Source organism: Pedobacter humicola (genome assembly GCF_056490705.1).
This window is the reverse complement of sequence record NZ_JBWJIG010000005.1, coordinates 168,161-188,618: the sequence shown is the minus strand read 5'-3', so window position 1 is coordinate 188,618 and position 20,458 is coordinate 168,161. Positions and strand designations below refer to the sequence as shown.

The 20,458-nt window shown below is 39.7% G+C and carries 17 protein-coding genes; 13 read left to right on the top strand and 4 right to left on the bottom strand.

Annotated features, from left to right (window positions below; genetic code table 11):
• Nucleotides 1-91 precede the first annotated feature (91 nt).
• The 12 genes from plsX to ade all read left to right on the top strand — a co-directional run bounded on the left by plsX (nt 92) and on the right by ade (nt 13,162).
• A complete protein-coding gene (plsX, locus tag AC04Q1_RS10520; RefSeq protein WP_478364364.1) occupies nt 92-1,030 on the top strand; it encodes a phosphate acyltransferase PlsX in 939 nt (312 codons plus the stop codon).
• Nucleotides 1,031-1,048: 18 nt separating this feature from the next.
• Complete coding sequence (locus tag AC04Q1_RS10515; RefSeq protein WP_478364362.1) at nt 1,049-2,047, top strand: beta-ketoacyl-ACP synthase III; 999 nt, start codon at nt 1,049-1,051, stop codon at nt 2,045-2,047.
• A 117-nt stretch (nt 2,048-2,164) separates the two neighbouring features.
• Entirely contained in the window at nt 2,165-2,641 is a 477-nt protein-coding gene (gene accB / locus AC04Q1_RS10510) for an acetyl-CoA carboxylase biotin carboxyl carrier protein (RefSeq protein WP_316846107.1), read from the top strand.
• 98 nt (nt 2,642-2,739) lie between these two features.
• Nucleotides 2,740-4,080: an acetyl-CoA carboxylase biotin carboxylase subunit gene (gene accC / locus AC04Q1_RS10505; protein WP_478364360.1), complete on the top strand. Its 1,341-nt coding sequence runs from the start codon at nt 2,740-2,742 to the stop codon at nt 4,078-4,080.
• A gap of 70 nt (nt 4,081-4,150) precedes the next feature.
• On the top strand, nt 4,151-5,032 hold the full coding sequence (gene tatC, locus AC04Q1_RS10500) for a twin-arginine translocase subunit TatC (protein ID WP_478364359.1): 882 nt from the start codon (nt 4,151-4,153) through the stop codon (nt 5,030-5,032).
• A gap of 45 nt (nt 5,033-5,077) precedes the next feature.
• Complete coding sequence (gene rpiB, locus AC04Q1_RS10495; protein ID WP_478364357.1) at nt 5,078-5,515, top strand: ribose 5-phosphate isomerase B; 438 nt, start codon at nt 5,078-5,080, stop codon at nt 5,513-5,515.
• Between the two features lie 27 nt (nt 5,516-5,542).
• On the top strand, nt 5,543-7,177 hold the full coding sequence (locus tag AC04Q1_RS10490) for a M28 family peptidase (RefSeq protein WP_478364355.1): 1,635 nt from the start codon (nt 5,543-5,545) through the stop codon (nt 7,175-7,177).
• A gap of 105 nt (nt 7,178-7,282) precedes the next feature.
• Nucleotides 7,283-7,492 (top strand): type II toxin-antitoxin system VapB family antitoxin, encoded by a 210-nt coding sequence (gene vapB, locus AC04Q1_RS10485; RefSeq protein WP_478364354.1) that lies wholly within the window; start codon nt 7,283-7,285, stop codon nt 7,490-7,492.
• On the top strand, nt 7,492-7,878 hold the full coding sequence (locus AC04Q1_RS10480) for a type II toxin-antitoxin system VapC family toxin (RefSeq protein ID WP_478364352.1): 387 nt from the start codon (nt 7,492-7,494) through the stop codon (nt 7,876-7,878). The genes vapB and AC04Q1_RS10480 overlap by 1 nt, the downstream gene beginning before the upstream one ends.
• 142 nt (nt 7,879-8,020) lie before the next feature.
• Nucleotides 8,021-9,406 (top strand): LutB/LldF family L-lactate oxidation iron-sulfur protein, encoded by a 1,386-nt coding sequence (locus AC04Q1_RS10475; protein WP_478364351.1) that lies wholly within the window; start codon nt 8,021-8,023, stop codon nt 9,404-9,406.
• A 33-nt stretch (nt 9,407-9,439) separates the two neighbouring features.
• Complete coding sequence (locus AC04Q1_RS10470; RefSeq protein WP_478364349.1) at nt 9,440-11,416, top strand: alpha-ketoacid dehydrogenase subunit alpha/beta; 1,977 nt, start codon at nt 9,440-9,442, stop codon at nt 11,414-11,416.
• 102 nt (nt 11,417-11,518) lie between these two features.
• A complete protein-coding gene (gene ade / locus AC04Q1_RS10465) occupies nt 11,519-13,162 on the top strand; it encodes an adenine deaminase (RefSeq protein WP_478364348.1) in 1,644 nt (547 codons plus the stop codon).
• A gap of 96 nt (nt 13,163-13,258) precedes the next feature.
• On the opposite strand, the gene AC04Q1_RS10460 is transcribed toward ade, so the two are convergent.
• The 3 genes from AC04Q1_RS10460 to AC04Q1_RS10450 form a co-directional block, all read right to left on the bottom strand.
• A complete protein-coding gene (locus AC04Q1_RS10460) occupies nt 13,259-13,867 on the bottom strand; it encodes a SprT-like domain-containing protein (protein ID WP_478364346.1) in 609 nt (202 codons plus the stop codon).
• A gap of 47 nt (nt 13,868-13,914) precedes the next feature.
• Complete coding sequence (locus tag AC04Q1_RS10455) at nt 13,915-14,268, bottom strand: GxxExxY protein (protein ID WP_478364653.1); 354 nt, start codon at nt 14,266-14,268, stop codon at nt 13,915-13,917.
• A gap of 89 nt (nt 14,269-14,357) precedes the next feature.
• Nucleotides 14,358-16,622, bottom strand: coding sequence for a helix-turn-helix domain-containing protein (locus AC04Q1_RS10450; RefSeq protein ID WP_478364344.1), 2,265 nt, complete (start codon nt 16,620-16,622; stop codon nt 14,358-14,360).
• A 336-nt stretch (nt 16,623-16,958) separates the two neighbouring features.
• Here AC04Q1_RS10450 and AC04Q1_RS10445 point away from each other — a divergent pair, with 336 nt between their 5' ends.
• A complete protein-coding gene (locus tag AC04Q1_RS10445; protein ID WP_478364342.1) occupies nt 16,959-18,542 on the top strand; it encodes a peptide chain release factor 3 in 1,584 nt (527 codons plus the stop codon).
• 115 nt (nt 18,543-18,657) lie between these two features.
• Here AC04Q1_RS10445 and AC04Q1_RS10440 read toward each other — a convergent pair whose 3' ends face one another.
• Nucleotides 18,658-19,680, bottom strand: a complete 1,023-nt coding sequence (locus AC04Q1_RS10440; protein WP_478364340.1) for a helix-turn-helix transcriptional regulator — start codon at nt 19,678-19,680, stop codon at nt 18,658-18,660.
• Between the last annotated feature and the right edge of the window lie 778 nt (nt 19,681-20,458).

The window sequence follows — 20,458 nt, the reverse complement described above, 5'->3', positions numbered from 1 at the left end:
AAATTGTTTGTGTTTTCAGCGGCTTTAGTCATACCTTAGTCAACTGAAAAATTCAGGATTACACCTGACTTAACACAAACAGATTTTTTCTATGAAAATAGGCCTCGACATAATGGGTGGAGACTATGCTCCCAAAGCAATCGTTTTGGGAGCAATAGCTGCTCATCAATCGCTTAACGCCGGAGAGCATTTAGTTCTTATTGGCGATACCGAACAGATTAAACCGATTCTTGCAGAAGAAGGTTTTAATCCAGATCATTTTGAATACGTTCATACTGATGAAGTAATTGGTATGGGCGAACATCCTACCAAAGCAATCGTTCAGAAACCAAATTCGAGCATAGCAGTTGGTTTTAACCTTTTAAAAGAAGGTAAACTCGACTCTTTTGCAAGTGCCGGTAACTCTGGAGCCATGTTGGTTGGCGCTGTATTTAGCGTTAAAACCATTCCGGGCATTATCCGCCCTTGCTTATGTACAATTCTTCCAAAAATTAAAGGTGGTACTGGCTTACTGTTAGATGTAGGTGCAAATGCCGACTGTAAACCTGATATTTTATTACAATTTGGCGTTTTAGGCAGTTTATACGCAGAAAATCTTTTGCAGATAGAGAACCCTAAGGTAGCTTTGATGAATATTGGTGAAGAAGATGAGAAAGGAAACATGCTCAGCATGGCTACTTTCCCATTAATGAAAGATACCAACCTGTTCAACTTTGTTGGCAATGTTGAAGGAAGAGATTTGTTTAACGATAAGGCTGACGTAATTGTTTGTGATGGATTTACGGGGAATGTGATGCTTAAATTAGCAGAATCGTTTTATGTGCTGACCATCAAAAAAGGGTTAAAAGATGAATTCTTTGATCGTTTTAATTATGAACAATATGGTGGCAGCCCGGTTTTAGGTGTTAATGCTCCCGTTGTTATCGGACATGGTATTTCTAGTCCGCTGGCGGTTAAAAATATGGTTCTCCAATCAAGAGAAATGATTACTACCGGTTTGGTAGAAAAAATTAGAATTGCATTTAAATAGTTTATTAAAATTCTTAAAATGAGTAAAATTCACGCTGCTATTACAGCAGTAAATGGTTACGTTCCCGACTATGTGCTTACAAACGCAGAGTTAGAAACCATGGTTGATACTTCGGATGAATGGATTACCAGCAGAACGGGAATTAAAGAACGTAGAATTTTAAAGGGAGAAGGTTTAGGTACTTCCGATCTGGCTGTTCATGCCGTAAACGGTTTACTTAAAAAGAGAGGAATTGATGCAAAAGAAATTGAACTGATTATCTTTTGCACCACTACACCTGATTTTACTTTCCCTGCAACTGCAAACGTTTTAGCGGATAAAATTGGTGCTACAAATGCATGGGGTTACGATTTACAGGCAGCATGTTCGGGCTTTATTTTCGGACTTTCTACAGGTGCCTCATTCATTGAATCGGGAAGACATAAAAAGGTTTTAGTAGTTGGTGGCGATAAAATGTCGTCAATCATTAATTACGAAGACCGCACAACCTGTATCATTTTTGGTGATGGTTGTGGCTGTGCATTATTGGAACCGAACGAAGAGGGTTTGGGAATACAGGATTCGATTTTAAGAACAGATGGTTCCGGAAGAGATTACCTGGGCATGAAAGCAGGTGGATCGGTTATGCCGGCAACCCACGAAACAATTGATGCAAGATTACATTATGCGCATCAGGAAGGCCCAACGGTATTTAAATTTGCGGTAACCAATATGGCGGATGTTGCTGCAGAAATTATGGAACGCAATAGCCTAACCGCTGATGATGTTGCATGGTTGGTGCCTCATCAGGCCAACAAACGTATTATCGATGCCACTGCAAACCGCATGGGTGTTACTACGGATAAGGTAATGATCAACATCGAGCGTTACGGAAATACAACCAACGGAACCATTCCTTTATGCTTATGGGAATGGGAAAGCAGATTAAAAAAAGGTGATAACATCGTTTTAGCTGCATTCGGTGGTGGTTTTACCTGGGGCTCGGTTTACCTTAAATGGGCTTACGACACAAATTAGTCAGCAGTCTTAGTCGGAAGTCCGAAGTCGTATGCTGCGCAGATAAAAAATTAAAACAAAAAAAGTATAACTTAGTTAATTCAATAAACACTATTTTTTACATAACTAGCCTAAAAAATGGATATCAAACAAATACAGGAACTGATTAAATTTGTTTCTCGTTCTGGAGTAAATGAAGTTGCTATTGAGCAAGAAAACTTCAAAATCACGATCAAAACAAACCAGGCACCAACAGTTGTGCATGCTACCGTACCACAAGCTCCGCTTGTACAGGCCGCTGCCCCTGTTGCCACAGCTCCTACTGCTCCAATTGCAGCAACACCTGCTGTACCAGCTGCAGAAGACACCTCAAAATACATTACCGTTAAATCGCCAATGATCGGAACTTTCTACCGTTCAGCAAGCCCTGACAAACCTATGTTTGTTAATGTGGGTGATGAAATTAGCACAGGTAAAGTAGTTTGTATTATTGAAGCAATGAAACTTTTCAACGAAATTGAAAGTGAAGTTTCGGGCCGTATCGTTAAAATCCTGGTTGATAATGCATCACCGGTAGAATACGATCAACCGTTATTTTTAGTAGAACCTATTTAGAAGCTGATTTCACAGATTAATTTGATTGCACAGATGATTGATGACACCAATTAGACTGGTAAAACCCTTAAAATCAGTGCAATCCTAAATTAAAAATTATGTTTAAAAAAATACTAATTGCCAACAGGGGTGAAATCGCTTTGCGTATTATCCGTACCTGTAAGGAAATGGGCATCAAAACGGTTGCTGTTTATTCTACCGCAGATCGCGAGAGTTTACACGTACGTTTTGCTGACGAGGCTGTTTGTATTGGCCCCCCACCTAGTAAAGATTCTTATTTAAATATCCCAAATATCATCTCGGCTGCAGAATTAACCAATGCCGATGCCATACATCCAGGTTATGGTTTCTTATCAGAAAACGCTAAGTTTTCTAACATCTGCCGCGAGTACAACATCAAATTTATTGGTGCTACCCCTGAGCAGATTAACGGCATGGGCGATAAAGCCTCTGCAAAAGAAACCATGAAAATTGCAGGTGTTCCAACCATCCCGGGATCAGAAGGTTTGCTTACCAGCGTTAAAGAAGGTATTGCCATTGCTAATGAAATGGGTTACCCCGTTATCCTAAAGGCAACTGCCGGCGGTGGTGGACGTGGTATGCGTGTGGTGTGGAAAGATGAAGATTTCGAAAATGCATGGGACAGCGCCCGTCAGGAATCTGGTGCCGCATTTGGAAACGATGGCTTATATTTAGAAAAATACATTGAAGATCCACGCCACATTGAAATCCAGATCATCGGAGATCAGTTTGGCAAAGCCTGCCACTTATCGGAACGCGATTGTTCTATTCAACGCCGTCACCAGAAATTGGTTGAGGAATCTCCTTCACCATTTATGACTGACGAGCTTCGCGTACGAATGGGCGAAGCCGCTATTAAGGGCGCAATGGCTGTAAACTACGAAGGTGCGGGCACAATCGAATTTTTGGTTGATAAACACCGTAACTTTTACTTCATGGAAATGAACACCCGTATCCAGGTAGAACATCCGGTTACCGAAGAAGTAATTAACTTCGATTTAATTAAAGAACAGATTAAAGTTGCTGCGGGGATTCCGATTTCAGGTAAAAACTATACACCAGAGATGCATGCTATCGAGTGTCGTATCAATGCTGAAGATCCGGCGAATAATTTCCGTCCTTCTCCAGGTAAAATCACTAATTTCCATTCTCCGGGTGGCCATGGTGTTCGTGTAGATACACACGTTTATGCAGGATATTCAATTCCGTCTAATTACGATTCGATGATTGCTAAACTGATCTGCGTAGCGCAAACCCGTGAAGAGGCTATTTGCACCATGGAACGTGCGTTGAGCGAATTCGTAATCGAGGGTATTAAAACGACTATTCCATTCCATTTACAACTGATGAAAGACCCTAACTTCAGGGCTGGAAATTTCACCACGAAATTTATGGAAACCTTCGAATTTTCAGAATAATATAAACTATTTCTATATTTAACACGTAAATACCATTCTATTCAAATAGAATGGTATTTTTGTTTTCAACATGAGCGACACTAAAAAAAATCTACTTACAAAAGCAATCGGGCAAAAGAGCACCACATTAGAGGCAGAAATGTCTTTTTTTGATCACCTGGATGTTCTCCGTAAACATTTAATCAGAGCCGTAATTGCTATTGCCGTTTTTACGGGCATCGCTTTTTACTTTAATGAAGAAATTCTTGATAAAATCATTTTCGGGCCTAAAAAACCAGATTTCTGGACTTACCGAATGATGTGTAAACTGGTTGAGCATTTTCCTTCATTAGGTAAGGACATGTGTATCACAAAAATCAACGGCGAAATCATTAATACCGAGATGGCGGGTCAGTTTAACCTGCAGTTAAACGTTTGTGTTATGTGTGGTATTGTAGTTGGTTTTCCTTTCTTACTGTGGGAAATCTGGCGTTTTATTAAACCCGCTTTACATGAGAACGAACGCAAATCGGCCAGTGGTTTTGTTTTCTTCGCATCGGTACTTTTTATTATTGGTATCTTCTTTGGATATTTTGTGGTATGCCCTCTATCGGTTAATTTTTTAACAGGTTATACGGTAAGTGCTGAAATCAAAAACACTTTTACTGTCGATTCATACCTATCTTCGGTTGCCACCTTAACCCTAGGTACCGGAATTATCTTCGAACTTCCTGTGATTATTTTCATCCTTTCAAAACTGGGATTAATGACCCCGAAACTGATGAGATCGAGCAGAAGATATGCAGCCGTAATCATTCTCATTATTGCAGCTATTGTTACGCCGACACCTGATATCATGACGATGTTAATTGTGGCGACACCGTTATTCCTGCTTTACGAATTAAGTATTTTTGTTTCGGCATACATCGAGAAAAAGAAGAAAAAAGCTGAGGCCGCTTTTTATGCTAACTAACAAAAACATTACGAACATATTTCATAATTCTCTATAAATTTGACAATGTCTGATACAAAGATCAAAATTGCGATTGGAGCGGATCACGCCGGTTTTGAATATAAAGAAATACTAAAAGATTTTTTACAGGATTACGAGGTAAAAGATTTTGGTACTTATTCTGAAAGTTCTGTAGATTATCCAGATTTTGCCCATCCTGTTGCTGATGCCGTAGAAAGCGGAGAATTTACCTATGGAATTTTACTTTGTGGATCGGCAAATGGTGTGGCGATAACCGCCAATAAACACCAGCACATCAGGGCTGGTTTATGCTGGGAAAATGAGGTAGCATCCTTAGTACGCAAACACAATGATGCAAACATTCTGTGTATTCCGGCAAGATTTGTTTCAGAAGAACTGGCAAAAGAAATTACCACGACATTTTTAAGCACTGCATTTGAGGGCGGCCGCCACCAGAACAGGGTTGAAAAAATTTCGTGTTAACAAGAAACTCAACTAACTATTATCATAATGAACAAAAAGTTTTTAGCCCTTGGTTTGGCCTCGCTGGTATCAGCGAGTTGCTTTAGCCAAATCAAGCCCCTTAAGCCTAATCAGGATGCGATAAAATTCAGTAAGGCCATTAATCCAGACAATGCTTATAAACATCTTTCTGTATTGGCTTCCGATGCATATGAAGGCCGCGAAACCGGAACCAAAGGTGCCTGGATGGCTGCTGATTATATCCGCGATTATTTTAAATCTTTGGGCTTAAAAGCTCCAGTAAACGGCAGTTATTTTCAAAAAATTGATCTGGTTAACGTTACCTTAAAAGAAAGCCAGGTTACGGTAAACGGTCAACCAAAAGAATATCAAAAAGATTATCTGGTATCGCCTACCCTAATTAGCGATAAGGGCTTTACTTTCTCAAGCAATGAACTTGTTTTTGTTGGTTTTGGAATAAAAAAAGATAGCTATAACGACTTTGCTGGCATTGATATTAAAGGAAAAACAGTAATCATGTTTAATGGTGGCGACCCGACTTTGAAACCTGGTGCCAGGATTGACAGGGCTGCTTACCGTGCTACACTTGAAGCAAGAGCAAAATACTTTGCAGAAAATAATGTGAAAGCGATTATCCTGATCGACCCAGCTGTTGACAGAATAACAGAAAGCACCAAACAGACGCTGAAAAATGGCAGGGTAATGGTCAAAACCAATGCTGCTATCGAAGCCCAGAAACAAAATGACATTCCACGCATCTCTATATCAGTTGCGCTAGCGAACGAATTGTTAAAAGCATCAAATACTACCGTTGCGGATCTGCAAAAGAAAATTGTAGACAGTCAGGCCCCTGCTTCTCAGGTATTAAACGTACCTTTTTCTGCAAGTGCTGCAAAAACAGAAACACCAGTGAGGTGTGAAAATGTATTGGGTTATTTGGAAGGTTCAGATCCAGTATTAAAAAAAGAAGTATTGATTCTTACAGGCCACTACGACCATATTGGATTAGAAACTGATCCAAACGCAAAAGACAAGGTAAATAATGGAGCCGATGATGATGGATCGGGAACTACCGGTGTATTATTAATGGCAAAAGCATTTACAGATGCTAAAAAGGCAGGTAAAGGTTCAAAACGCAGTATCCTTTTCATGACAGTTGTTGGTGAAGAAAAAGGACTTTGGGGTTCTGAATGGTATTCGGAGCATCCGGTTTTTCCTGTCGAAAATACCATTGCTGACTTAAATACCGATATGATTGGCCGTACGGGCGAAGAATATCTAGGCAAACCAGATTCTGCAAACTATATCTACTCAGTGGGTTCGAAAATGTTGAGCAGCGATTTAGCCAACATCAGTGAGCAGGTGAATGCAACCTATACCAAAATGAAACTGGATTATAAATATGATGATCCAAAAGATCCTGAACAGATTTATTACCGTTCAGATCACTATAACTTTGCTAAATTGGGCATTCCGATTATTTTCTATTACGATGGAATGTTACAACAAGACTACCATAAACCAGGTGATGAAGTAAGCAAAATCAATTTCCCGCTTTTGGCCAAAAGGGCAAAACTGACCTACTTTACCGCGTGGGAATTAGCAAACAGAGCTAAACGCCCTGCCGTAGATATGGATGGAAAAGGCAATCCAAAAGAATAATCATTTAAAACATAGCGTCCCGATTTTACATCGGGACTTTTTTATGCGTAATACCCTGAACTTTAGATTTCAAGATTAAAATGTTATTTTTGAATAAAGCGAGCTATGGATCAGTTTCAGATTTTAGAAAAAATTAAAATGATCCCTGTTGCCTATCAGCAAGAGGTAGAAGATTTTATTGATTTTATTTTACAAAAGAAAGTAGAAAAAAAGGATAAAGAAAAAAGTAAAAGAAAACTCGGATTGCTTAAGGGAAAAATGAAAATGAGTGAGGACTTCAATGCACCATTAGATGATTTCAAAGATTACATGTAATGGAAAAGTATTTGCTTGATACCCATGTTTTACTTTGGATGCAAGATGATAATAATGCATTATCAATAGCAGCAAGAAATATTTTAGAAGATTCAACAACCCAACTCTATTTAAGCATCGCAAGTTTATGGGAGATTACGATCAAGCAATCCCTTGGCAAATTACAAATACAATATTCACTTGATGAATTGATAGATTCGTGTAATTCCAGTAATATCAATATCCTACCAATTGATTTTGGAACATTAAAAATACTTAAGAATCTCCCTTTTATTCACCGTGATCCATTTGATAGAATTATTATCGCTACAAGCTTAGCATTAGGTTTAGATCTAATTTCAAGTGATGAGATTGCAAAAAGATATATAACTAGCGTAGTTTGGTAGGAATCTATTTAAAATATTAAGTATTTCTTCTTCAACTTTTCTAAAAATAAACTCAATAGGGTTTCCTATCTTTGAATTTATAACGAAATAGCTAAAAACTAAAATCAGTTTATATTCGTTACCCTATTACAAAATAAAATTGATGAATATTGCCGAGGAATTTTTAGAGAAATCTGACGAGAAAGCTTTCGATTTACCGCATCGTAAAACCATAAATTATAATATTGGCAAATACAATGTTGCTGTTGAACGCGGCTTATCAAAATTCGAAAATTTAGAGGCATCCAAGAAAAAAGCACACGTCATCAAGTGGCGTGTAATGGAAAATCTCGATAAATTCTTACCGGAATTCGAATCTAATTTTCAGCGCCGGGGCGGTAAGGTAATCTGGGCAAACAATACAGAGGAAGCCCAACAGGAAATTCTCAATATCATCAAAAAAAATAATGGTAAAACGGTTATCAAATCAAAATCGATGACCACCGAGGAAATCCACCTGAACGACTTTCTGGAAAAGAATAATATCGAATCATTAGAAAGCGATCTGGGTGAATACATTGTTCAATTGCTGGGCCAGGCACCATACCATATTGTTACTCCTGCCATGCACTTAAGTGCCGCAGATATTGCGCAGTTATTTCACGATAAATTCGGCACCCCTATCGATGCCACTCCCCCACAGCTGGTACAAAAAGCAAGAGAATTGCTTCGCGATAAATATCTGACCGCTGATATCGGCATTAGCGGTGGTAATTTTCTAATCGCTGATACCGGCAGTATCGCTTTAACTGAAAATGAAGGTAATGCACGTTTGAGTACCACATTTCCAAAAATACATATCGCTATTGTAGGGATTGAGAAAGTAATTCCTTCTATGGCTGATCTGGATCTGTTCTGGCCTCTACTGGCATCGCACGGAACCGGGCAGAACTTAACGGTTTACAACACCATTTTAAGCGGTCCACGCCAACCCAATGAAACCGATGGGCCAGAGGAAATGTATGTCATCTTATTAGATAATGGCCGTACCAATTTATTGGCGCAAAAAGATCAAAGACAGGGTTTGTACTGCATCCGTTGTGGTGCATGTTTAAATGCATGCCCGGTGTATAAAAATATTGGCGGCCATACCTACAATACCACTTATAGTGGGCCCATAGGATCGGTAATTACACCGCATTTAAAGGGCATGGAAGAGTTTAAACACTTAAGTTATGCTTCAAGCCTCTGCGGCAAGTGTTCGGAGGTTTGCCCGGTTAAGATCGATATCCACAAGATGTTATTGCTTAACCGTAGAGATGCGGCTGCAGGTCATGAAAATGGCAAAAAAGAGGAAATAGGTTGGAGCATGTTCAGCAGAATGATGCAAAAACGCAAATGGATGGATTTCTTTGGTGGAAAGTTTAAAAACCTTATGCTCAAAAGATTTTTCAAAAAGAGCTGGGGTAAATACCGTGAAATGCCTAAGGTTGCCGATAAGTCTTTTGCAAAACAGTGGGAGGAATTGAAGAAAAGTAAGGAGTCTTAAGATCGGGAGTAATTAGTTATAACCTAACCAGATATGCAATTTCATAGAAGAGATAAAGACGACAAATTCTTATTGAATTTATATAAAAGATTGCTTTATCCCCGGATGGTTGAAGACAAAATGCTCAAACTTTTACGCCAGGGCCGGATTGGCAAATGGTTTTCGGGTATTGGACAGGAAGCCATTGCGGTTGGCAGTACCTTAGCCATGCAAAGCAATGAATATATTTTGCCCATGCACCGTAACCTGGGTGTTTTTACCTCCCGCGATATTCCCCTAAAAAAGCTAATGGCCCAATGGCAGGGCAAAATTACCGGCTTTACCAAAGGTCGGGATCGTTCCTTCCATTTCGGGGCACAGGATTATAAAATTATCGGCATGATTTCACACCTTGGCCCACAGATGGCCCTGGCTGATGGCATTGCATTGGCTGATGTTTTGGCCAATAAGCAACACGCTACCCTGGTTTATACGGGAGAGGGTGCAACCAGTGAAGGCGATTTTCATGAAGCCGTAAATGTTGCTGCGGTTTGGAATCTTCCTGTAATCTTTTTGATTGAGAATAACGGATATGGACTTTCCACTCCAAAATCTGAACAGTTCAGATGTAAAAACCTGGTTGATAAAGCCATTGGTTATGGTATAGAAGGTATTCAGATCGACGGAAATAATATTTTAGAAGTTTATGACACCATCAGTCAGCTGGCCAGTGAAATCCGAAAAGATCCGAGGCCGGTTTTGGTAGAATGCCTTACCTTCAGGATGCGGGGCCATGAAGAAGCATCGGGCACCAAATATGTTCCACATGAATTATTTGATGAGTGGGAAAAGAAAGATCCATTGAGCAATTATGAAGCCTATTTAATTGAACAGGGGATTTTAACTTCTGATGCTGTTATCGACATTAAAATTCAGGTTAAAAGAGATATTGAATTGGAAGTTGAAGAAGCTTTTGACGAAGCTGAGCCCGTGGCCAATGCTACTCAGGAAGAAGAGGATATGTATTTTCCTTACGCGCAAAATGTTATTCAACCGGATCAATCTGCTACAGAAAAAAGATATTTAGATGCCATAACGGATGGACTGGACCTCGCGATGCAAAAATATCCCAATCTGGTTTTAATGGGACAGGATATTGCCGATTATGGTGGTGCTTTTAAGATTACCGATGGTTTTACGGCTAAATATGGAAAAGGCAGGGTGCGCAATACTCCTATTTGCGAATCGGCCATTGTAGGTGCAGGTTTAGGATTATCTATCAATGGCTATAAAGCTGTTGTAGAAATGCAGTTCGCGGATTTCGTAACCGTAGGTTTTAACCAGATTGTAAATAACCTTGCCAAAACACATTACCGCTGGGGTGAAAAAGCAGATGTAGTCGTGCGTATGCCTACAGGCGCAGGAACCGGCGCAGGGCCATTTCACTCGCAAAGTAACGAAGCCTGGTTTACCAAAACGCCTGGCCTAAAGATTGTTTATCCAGCCTTCCCAGAAGATGCAAAAGGATTGTTGTTAGCTGCTATAGAAGATCCAAACCCTGTGCTGTATTTTGAGCATAAATACCTTTACAGAAGTTTAACGGCCTCTGTTCCGGACGGTTATTATACTACAGAGATCGGCAAAGCAGTTATGTTAACCAATGGTGATCAATTTTCGATCATTACCTATGGTTTAGGTGTGCACTGGGCATTGGATTATGTGAAACAACATCCAGATAGTAGTGCTGCTATAATTGATCTGCGTACGCTTCAACCATGGGACAAAGAAACCGTTACCGAAGCCGTTAAAGCAACCGGTAGGGTTTTAATTTTGCACGAAGATACCTTAACAAATGGCTTTGGTGCCGAAATCTCCGCCTGGATCGGAGAACATTGTTTCGCTTACCTGGATGCTCCGGTAATGCGCTGTGCAAGTTTAGATACCGCGATTCCGATGAGCAAGGTCCTGGAAGAAGATTTTCTGGCTAAAGCGAGATTAGCAGAAACAATTGATAAATTATTGAAATATTAAGAAGAGTTAACACCTCTATCGTTATGCTGAATTTATTTCGGCATCTTTGAATTAAGACCCTGAAATAAATTCAGGGTGACGATGGCAAAACATAAGGAATACATGAACACTTTCAAAGTCGAAGGAAATATCATTAACATCACAAAGCGGAATATTTTCTTTGGCAAAGTGGAGGTTAAGGGCGGCAAGATAAAATCAGTTACCAAAATCTCTGATCAAAAAGATGGCGCTCATTTTATTTCTCCGGGATTTATTGATAGCCATGTACACATCGAAAGCAGCATGTTGATTCCGAGTGAATTTGCAAGATTAGCCGTTGTACATGGAACCGTTTCTACAATAAGTGATCCGCACGAAATTGCCAATGTATGTGGCATGGAAGGTGTAGAATTCATGATCGATAACGGAAATACCGTACCTTTCAAATTTAACTTTGGCGCACCAAGCTGTGTTCCGGCTACCATTTTTGAAACTGCCGGAGCTGAATTAAATCATGATGACGTAAAAGCACTTTTGGAAAGGCCTGAGATAAAATACCTCAGTGAAATGATGAATTTCCCGGGCGTACTGTATAAAGACGAGGAAGTTTTAAAAAAGATTGCAGCTGCCCATCAGCTGGACAAACCTGTTGATGGACATGCACCTGGCTTGCGTGGCGATATTGTTCAACAATATATCGATGCCGGAATTTCCACCGATCACGAATGTTTTACTGCGGAAGAGGCTTTAGATAAATTACAACGGGGTATGAAAATCCTCATTCGGGAAGGAAGTGCAGCCAAAAACTTCGAGGCCCTGATCGATTTGCTGAACGATTGGCCGGAAATGATGATGTTCTGCAGCGATGATAAACATCCGGATAGCCTGGTCGAAAACCATATCAATCAACTTTGTGCAAGAGCGGTAGAGAAAGGGATTGATATTTTCAATATCCTGCAGGCAGCCTGTATCAACCCTATTCTTCATTACAAATTGGATGTTGGTTCATTACAGATTAACGATGATGCGGATTTTATCATACTGGAAGATTTAAAAAACTTCAAGGTGAAGCAAACGTATATTGATGGCTTATTGCTGGCCGAAAATGGGAAAACGGTTGGCGATTGGGTAACACACGTTGAAGATCAGAAATCGGTAAATCATTTCGATTGCGGTTTAAAAAAGGAAGAAGATTTTATTTACCCATTTACCGGGCAGGAAGAAATCCCGGTTATTGAAGCTTTAGATGGACAATTGATCACCAACAGATTAGCTGCCAGACCTAAAGTTTCAAATCAAAATATCATCAGTGATCTGGAAAATGATGTTTTAAAAATGGTTGTGGTGAACCGTTACCATGATGCGCCTGTTGCGGTGTCTTTCGTCAAGAACTTTGGATTAAAACGAGGTGCTATTGCGTCAAGTGTTGCACACGACAGCCATAATATTATTGCGGTTGGTGCCGATGATAAAAGCATCTGTGAAGCCGTAAACCTGGTGATTAAAGAAACAGGAGGTGTAGTGGCCTTGGGTAAAGGAAAAGAAGAAGTCCTGGCTTTACCTGTGGCCGGATTAATGAGCAATCAGAATGGTTATCAGGTTGCAGAAAGTTATACCTCAATAGATCAATTTGCAAAAGATTTAGGCTCCACTTTACTTGCTCCTTTCATGACGCTTTCGTTTATGGCATTATTGGTAATTCCACATTTAAAGCTAAGCGATAAAGGCTTATTTGATGGGGATGACTTTAAGTTTATTAAAGCCTAATGTGCTCGTCACCCTGATCCGATGACTATCGGATTTATTCCAGGGCCTGTATTGCTAAAAGATGCTGAAACGAGTTCAGCATGACGATTGCGAAAATCATTCCACCACAAAAACTTCTGCCAAAGGATTAAACAAATACAATCGCTTGTCATCCAGGCAGATACAGCGGTAGCGTTTTCTAATTCTTTCACCTTTAGTAAAACGCCTGCCATCTTTGATTTTAAAATTGGTATGAATCGGCAACTGCTCTAAATGTAAAGTCTCGGTGTTATTACTATCATATTTTTTTAAAGCACGCGATAAATGCAGATCAGAGCAACTAGAGGCTGCCGGATTAGACATGTAATGATCAATCGCTTTATGGATATCCTCAGGAAAAATATTGAGTTCAAAAAAGGGAACCATCATCCTTTGGAAATTTTTTTTCCATTCTGAACCATGCGGTTTTACCTTATTCTTAAAATCATTCCATGTGAGTAAATGTGCAAATTCGTGCACGGTGGTAACCAAAAAGGCGTAATGATTGAGGTTGAAGTTTACCGAAATGCGATGGCCTTTACCCTGGTAAGGATGACGATAATCGCCCAATTTTGTAGAACGGGTTTTGGCGATCTTAAATTCACACTGAAAATAATCGATCCACTTTGCAATTAACGGTGCCGCTGGTTCTGGCATGTACTGCGCTAAAACTTTAACCTTTTCCATTTAACCGCAAAGTTCGCAAAGTTTTTTCGCAAAGAAACAAAAGAAATTTATAAGCCATTCATTACCCGTTTTAATCCATCTTTTAACCTAATTACGTTAAAATTCATCAAAAGGCCTAATTTATAACTACCTAATTTCATATAGGTTAATATTTGTGCTAAATGAACATCATTTAATGATTCAACACTTTTCAGTTCTAAAACCAATTTACGTTCTACTAAAATATCAATCCGATATCCGCAATCAAGTCTTATCTCTTCAAAAATTAGAGGCATCATCTTTTCCTTTTCAACAAACAACCCGGTCTTGATAATTTTATAATACAAACATTCTTTATAAGCACTTTCCAACAAGCCAGGGCCTAAGGCATTATGAACTTCTATTGCCGATCCAATTACAATTCTTGAAATCTCGTTCTCATCTATAGCGTTATTTTTCTTTGCGCCCTTTGCATTTCTATTCTCAGCACCCTTTGCGGTTAAATACTGTATTACTCCGATGGAAACAACGATGCCAGCACCAGTTTAATCTCACCAAAAGAATAATCCTTCCCTAAAAACTCTCTTATCGTAGCCATCGATTTTGTTTTCTGGCTCTCAATCGCATCAGTAATGTTTCTGATTTTATTGGCTTTTACCAATTTGGTCACATCCAGTTGCTGGGTTGACACATAATAAGCCAAGTGCCCTTCAATAGTACCTGCAGAAAAACCACGTTCTTTTGCAATTTCTTCTATCGTTTTCCCTTGCTCATAAAGTTCGAAGCTGACCAGCTTAGTATCTGTTTTGGGTTCTTTTTTCTTTTTCTCCGCTGCTGATTTTACTTTAAGTGTTTCCCCTTTTAGCTGGATGGCTTTTTGAAGCTGATTATTTCTTTCAACCGTATTTAACAATGCATCGGTATCGGCTTTACTAAATTCCTTACCGGCAATGAGCGCCTGCAATAACGCTTTACTTTTATGTATTTTTTTTAATTGCTCATACACCAAAATTTCGAGTTCGAGCAGTTCGGTAACATAGGTTTTAATCTGTTTTTCTTCCTTTATCAGTTCAATCTGAGCCAGGAACCGGTCTGAAATCTCTTTAACCAGCGGATTAAAATATTTCACAGCCGCCTCAACCCTTTTCGATACGTTAAATAAAGTATGCTCTGTTTGTTGCGCGAACAGATTTTTTAGTTGATTCACAAAGGTATCGGCTGTTGCGGTAATCTTTTGAAAATCGGTGTAAATGGTATTGGTCCATTCTTCGTGTCTTTGTTTGGCCGATTTTTCGCTTTTATCAAAAGTCTGCCGGTGTTCCTTTAAATAATACCGGATCAGGTTCAGGTCGAATGCCGCGAGCAGATAACTGCGGATAAAAGCATAACTTTCTAAACTGATCTGCTCGTTGAGTACCTCTGACGGTTGTTTAGTTTTAGAAAAATAATGCACATTCTGGTCCTGCTGCAAACCACTATCACGCAGATGAGAAGTTAAAACCAAGCCCTTTAACGAACGTAAACGTGATAAGGCTACATACGCCTGACCGGGTGCAAAAGCGTCGCCAACATCAATAATGGCTTTATCAAATGTTAAACCCTGACTTTTATGTACAGTAATGGCCCAGGCGAGTTTAATCGGATACTGAATAAAAGAACCTGCTACATTCTCCTTAATTTCATTTGTCACCTCATCCAGTTTATATTTTACATTCTCCCAGGTATACCGGGAAATCTCAATCACTGTTCTATCTTCCGGAAGTTCAATTTCGATTACATCTTTTTCGATATGGTGCACCACGCCGATCTTACCATTATAGTAGCGTTTTTCGGCGGTCATATCATTTTTGATAAACATCACCTGCGCACCAACCTTTAATTCAAGGCTTTTATCATTCGGATAAGCATATTCATTAAACTCACCCTGAACCTTTGCCTCAAAAAAGTAAGATTTGGTTTTCAACTGGGTCAATCTTTCGCGGTTTATACTATCAGCTTTGTTGTTATGTGTGGTCAGTGTGATATAATTTTCATCTGCAGATGGTTTAAAGTCCTGCTTAAAATGCTGTCTCAGCAAGGCCGCATCTTCTGGGGTGATTTTGTTGTTCCGCAGGTTGTTCAGCAGATCGATAAAAACAGCATCATCCTGCCGGTAAATTTTATCCAGTTCAATATAAACCGGCGGATTATCCTGCAAAGCCAGTGCATCAAAAAAATAAATGCTTTTATAAAACCTGGCCATAATGCGCCACTCGTCGTTTTTTACCACAGGAGGTAATTGGTGCAGATCGCCGATAAACAATAGCTGTACCCCGCCAAACGGAAGGTTTCTGTTCCTGCGCACGTAACGCAAGGCGAAGTCGATGGCATCAAGCATATCGGCCCGTAACATGCTCACCTCGTCAATCACCAGTAATTCTAACTCCTGCAACATGCGGCGTTTATTGCCCTGCATGTTGAGATGTTTTACCAGTGTTTTGGGCGTATTGAAGTTGAAACTGATATTTTCATTGATCAAAGCGCCGGCAGCGTCAGGGAAAAAAGCCCCAAAAGGCATCTGGAAAAGGGAGTGGATGGTTACCCCAGAAGCGTTGATTGCGGCAATACCCGTTGGTGCCACAATTAAGGCTTTTTTATGCGTTAGCTTAATGAGTTTCCTTAAAAAAGTTGTTTTACCAGTACCTGCTTTTCCCGTCAAGAAAACGTGTTTTGAGGTATAATTAACAAATTTAGCCGCAATTTCTGCGGGCATAGAAGTTTCTTCTAAAGTGGGCATCGGCAATAAAATTTTAATTGGCAATAAACGGCGGGATGAATAAAGCTAAACATTTTAGCACAAAATTAAACAATGATTGATGAGAAATTTTAAATTTATGCAGATAATTTTAAGTTTAAGACACAGCTTCGCGAAAGAAGTCAAGTGACAACAGAACCATTGCGCTGCTTTTCGAAAGAATAAACACGCAACCTATTTTCAATTAAACAATTAACCTATTCAAACTTTAAGCAAATTCCTTATCTTTGCGGCCTGATGAAACAACACTATTCAAATCTTATCGCTGTTAAATTCCTTTAACAAGGTTTCATCTCTTTTTACACCCAAAATTTTATTATGCTTAACCCTGAAATAGAAAAACGTAAAACCTTTGCCATTATTAGTCACCCGGATGCGGGCAAAACCACATTGACAGAAAAGTTTCTGCTTTTTGGTGGTGCCATCAATACTGCAGGTGCCGTAAAAAGGAACAAAGCGAACCAGAGCAATACTTCCGATTTTATGGAAATTGAAAAGCAGCGTGGTATCTCGGTAGCTACTTCGGTAATGGGTTTCGAATATAGCGGCAAACGCATCAACATCCTGGACACACCTGGTCACAAGGATTTCGCAGAAGATACATACAGAACTTTATCGGCTGTAGATAGTGTTATTCTTGTAGTCGACTGTGTGAAGGGTGTGGAGGAACAAACGGAAAAACTCATGTCGGTTTGCCGCATGCGTAACACACCTGTGATTATCTTTATCAATAAAATGGACCGTGAAGGTAAAGAGGCTTACGATTTACTGGATGAAATTGAAGAAAAACTAAGCATCAGCCTTTGCCCGCTTTCCTGGCCCATCGGTCAGGGGCACACTTTTAAAGGTGTTTACAGCATTTATAACAAACATTTAAATTTATTCAATTCAGATAAAACCAAAGTAACCGATTCGGTTGTAGCGGCCAATGATTTAAATGATCCGTCTTTATTGAATTACCTTAAAGAAAACGAGATCAATACACTAAAAGATGATGTTGAACTGGTAAATGGTATCTATGGCAACATTGATAAGGATTTATACACTGACGGTTTAGTCGCACCTGTGTTTTTTGGCAGTGCGATCAACAACTTCGGGATCAAAGAACTTTTGGATACATTTATTGATATCGCCCCGAGCCCACGACATAGAGAAGCAGAAGAACGTGATGTATTGGTTGAAGAGAAAAATTTCAGTGGTTTTGTATTTAAAATCCATGCCAATCTGGATCCAAAACACCGCGACAGGATTGCCTTTTTAAGGATCTGTTCAGGTAAATTTGAGCGCAATAAATTCTATTACCATACCCGTCAGGATAAGAAACTGAAGTTCTCCAATCCTATGGATTTCATGGCCAACGAAAAAAGCATTGTTGAAGAAGCCTGGCCTGGGGATGTAGTGGGGCTGTATGACAGTGGCAACTTTAAAATTGGCGATACCTTAACCGAGGGCGAAAAACTGCAGTTTAAAGGAATCCCTAGCTTCTCTCCATCAATCTTTAAAGAGGTAGAAAATATGGACCCCATGCGAACCAAACAACTGGAAAAGGGTATTGAACAATTAACCGATGAGGGTGTTGCACAATTGTTCGTGATGCAGCCTGGAAACAGGAAAGTAATCGGTGCAGTTGGTGAACTTCAGTTCGAGGTTATCAACTTTAGGTTAGAGCACGAATACGGCGCAAAATGTCGTTTCCGTACCTTGAGTTATACGCGCTCGAGCTGGGTAACTTCTGCCGATAGAAAAAAACTGGAAGAGTTTGTGAAACGTAAACAACAGCACATTGGTTTCGATAAAGAGGCAAACCCGGTTTATCTGGCCGACAGTGAGTATATGATCAATTTAACCAAACAGGATTATCCTGATATTGAATTTCATAAAACAAGCGAGTTTAAAAGCTAACCCCAAAGCCCTAAAGGGGCTCCTAGAAATGAGATTAAACCTCGCAGGTTTAATTCGGCGTGTCTATTTTTAAGTTCTCATTGAGGGCTTCGCCGTTTCGAAACCTGCGAGGTTTTTATTCTTCCTTACTTTCATATTGTTTAAAAGTCCATTCCAGCCGTTTCTTAATTTTCGAAATCAATAATCGTGGAGAAAGCACTTTAACACATTCTCCAAAACCTAAAATCTCGCGCTCCAGTTCGTAGTTTAATACCACATCGATCCTAAAAATGGTTGTCTTATCATTTTTAGCTAATATGACCTGCGATGAATGCATCGGTTTGGTAACCACATATGGCGCATGATAGTTGGTGAACTCTAAAATCACTTTTTGCGCCCGGTCGCGCTCGTTCTTGGTTACGCCGATCAAATCATCATAATAACGGTCGAAATCTACCCCCTGGTAGGCTACAAATTCTTCGTTGGGCAGCTCCTGAAATTCAACAATCCGATCTAAGGCTAAGTTCAATATCCCAGGCCGCTTTTTAGCCTTACAGATCAAAAACCACCTATTCCGGTATTCCTTTAACAGATATGGGTAGTAAATTCCCTGCTGCGATTGCTGCGCTTTGAAAGATTTATATTCGAGCAATAAGGAGCGCTTATTTAAAACCGCCTGATACAAGGGTGGAATACACTCCAAACCTTTTACCAGTTTATTGCTTTCCAATTGGATATTATTGCCACTCTGCTTGGTCGATTTGTAAAGGTTATTTTCTAAACGGGCAATCATATCGCTCATTTCGTCGAAATAATTGAAGGCGTTGAACTGTTTCAGCACACCAACAATTTCCTTCATTTTATCTACGTCGGCATTGTTGATCGGTGCTTTTGTTATGCTAAAACCCGGGTCTTCATAGGCATAAAAACGCTTATCTTTCACCACAATCGGTGCATTATAGCCCAATTTATCACTACGCATTAATTGAATATCGGCCTGGATGGTGCGCTTGCTTACCCCTGTGGTAATTCCTTCCAGTTCGTACAGCGTTGCGGATACCTTTTCGATAATATCTTCCAGGCTCCATTTCCGGAAACGGTTTTTCAAACAATCGTCGATGGTTTTATACCGTATGAGCGCTAATTTATTTACGGCCATTTTAAAGCGTATTTAAGTTTCTGCCAAAAATCTGGTGATTTCGTTGATCTAAATATAAGGATTGTTTTACATCTACGCAGTGTAATTGCGCAGATTACGATAAAATGAAGTATTTTGAATGAAAGATAAATTTTATTTAATTAATTATCAGCTACTTAAACAAAAGTCCGCAAAATATTTTCAGCTACGCAAATCAGCCGCGCAGTGGTGGTGGCATCTTTGTAATGTCGCCAGTCGATCAAGTTCTTTGATAAATATTAATAATAACAATCTGATTGAAACAAACAGTTTTACTGCTTTAATCATACGCGCTCTCCGTCATGCCGTTCAAGTTCTCCTGATCGGCACTACTTAACATGAAGCCCCTGTTCCGAATTTGCGGAACAGGGTAACGTTGGCGAAGATTATTACAATCAGATCAGTATAAAGAAATTCCGATGAATAATCGGGATGGCAATACTACATAAAACTTATCCAATGTTGTGGGTTTCGGAATAGCCCTAAAGTATTCGGGCGCATGGCCTGGAATATACTGATAACGATTATGATAGATTGTCTGAACACGTTGTGAGTCGTGGGTTCGAATCCCACTTCCGGATATTCCGGAGTAGCTCAGGGGCAGAGCAACAACACCAAAATGCAGGTTCGAATCCTGCTTCCAACCGTCACTTGGAATCGCATAAGGGTAATGCAATGGACTTAGGGATCCATCTAAAAAGAAGGGCAACTTTTCAAATCGCCCACCAGAATAAGCGTTGCGCAACCGCATTTGGCTTTA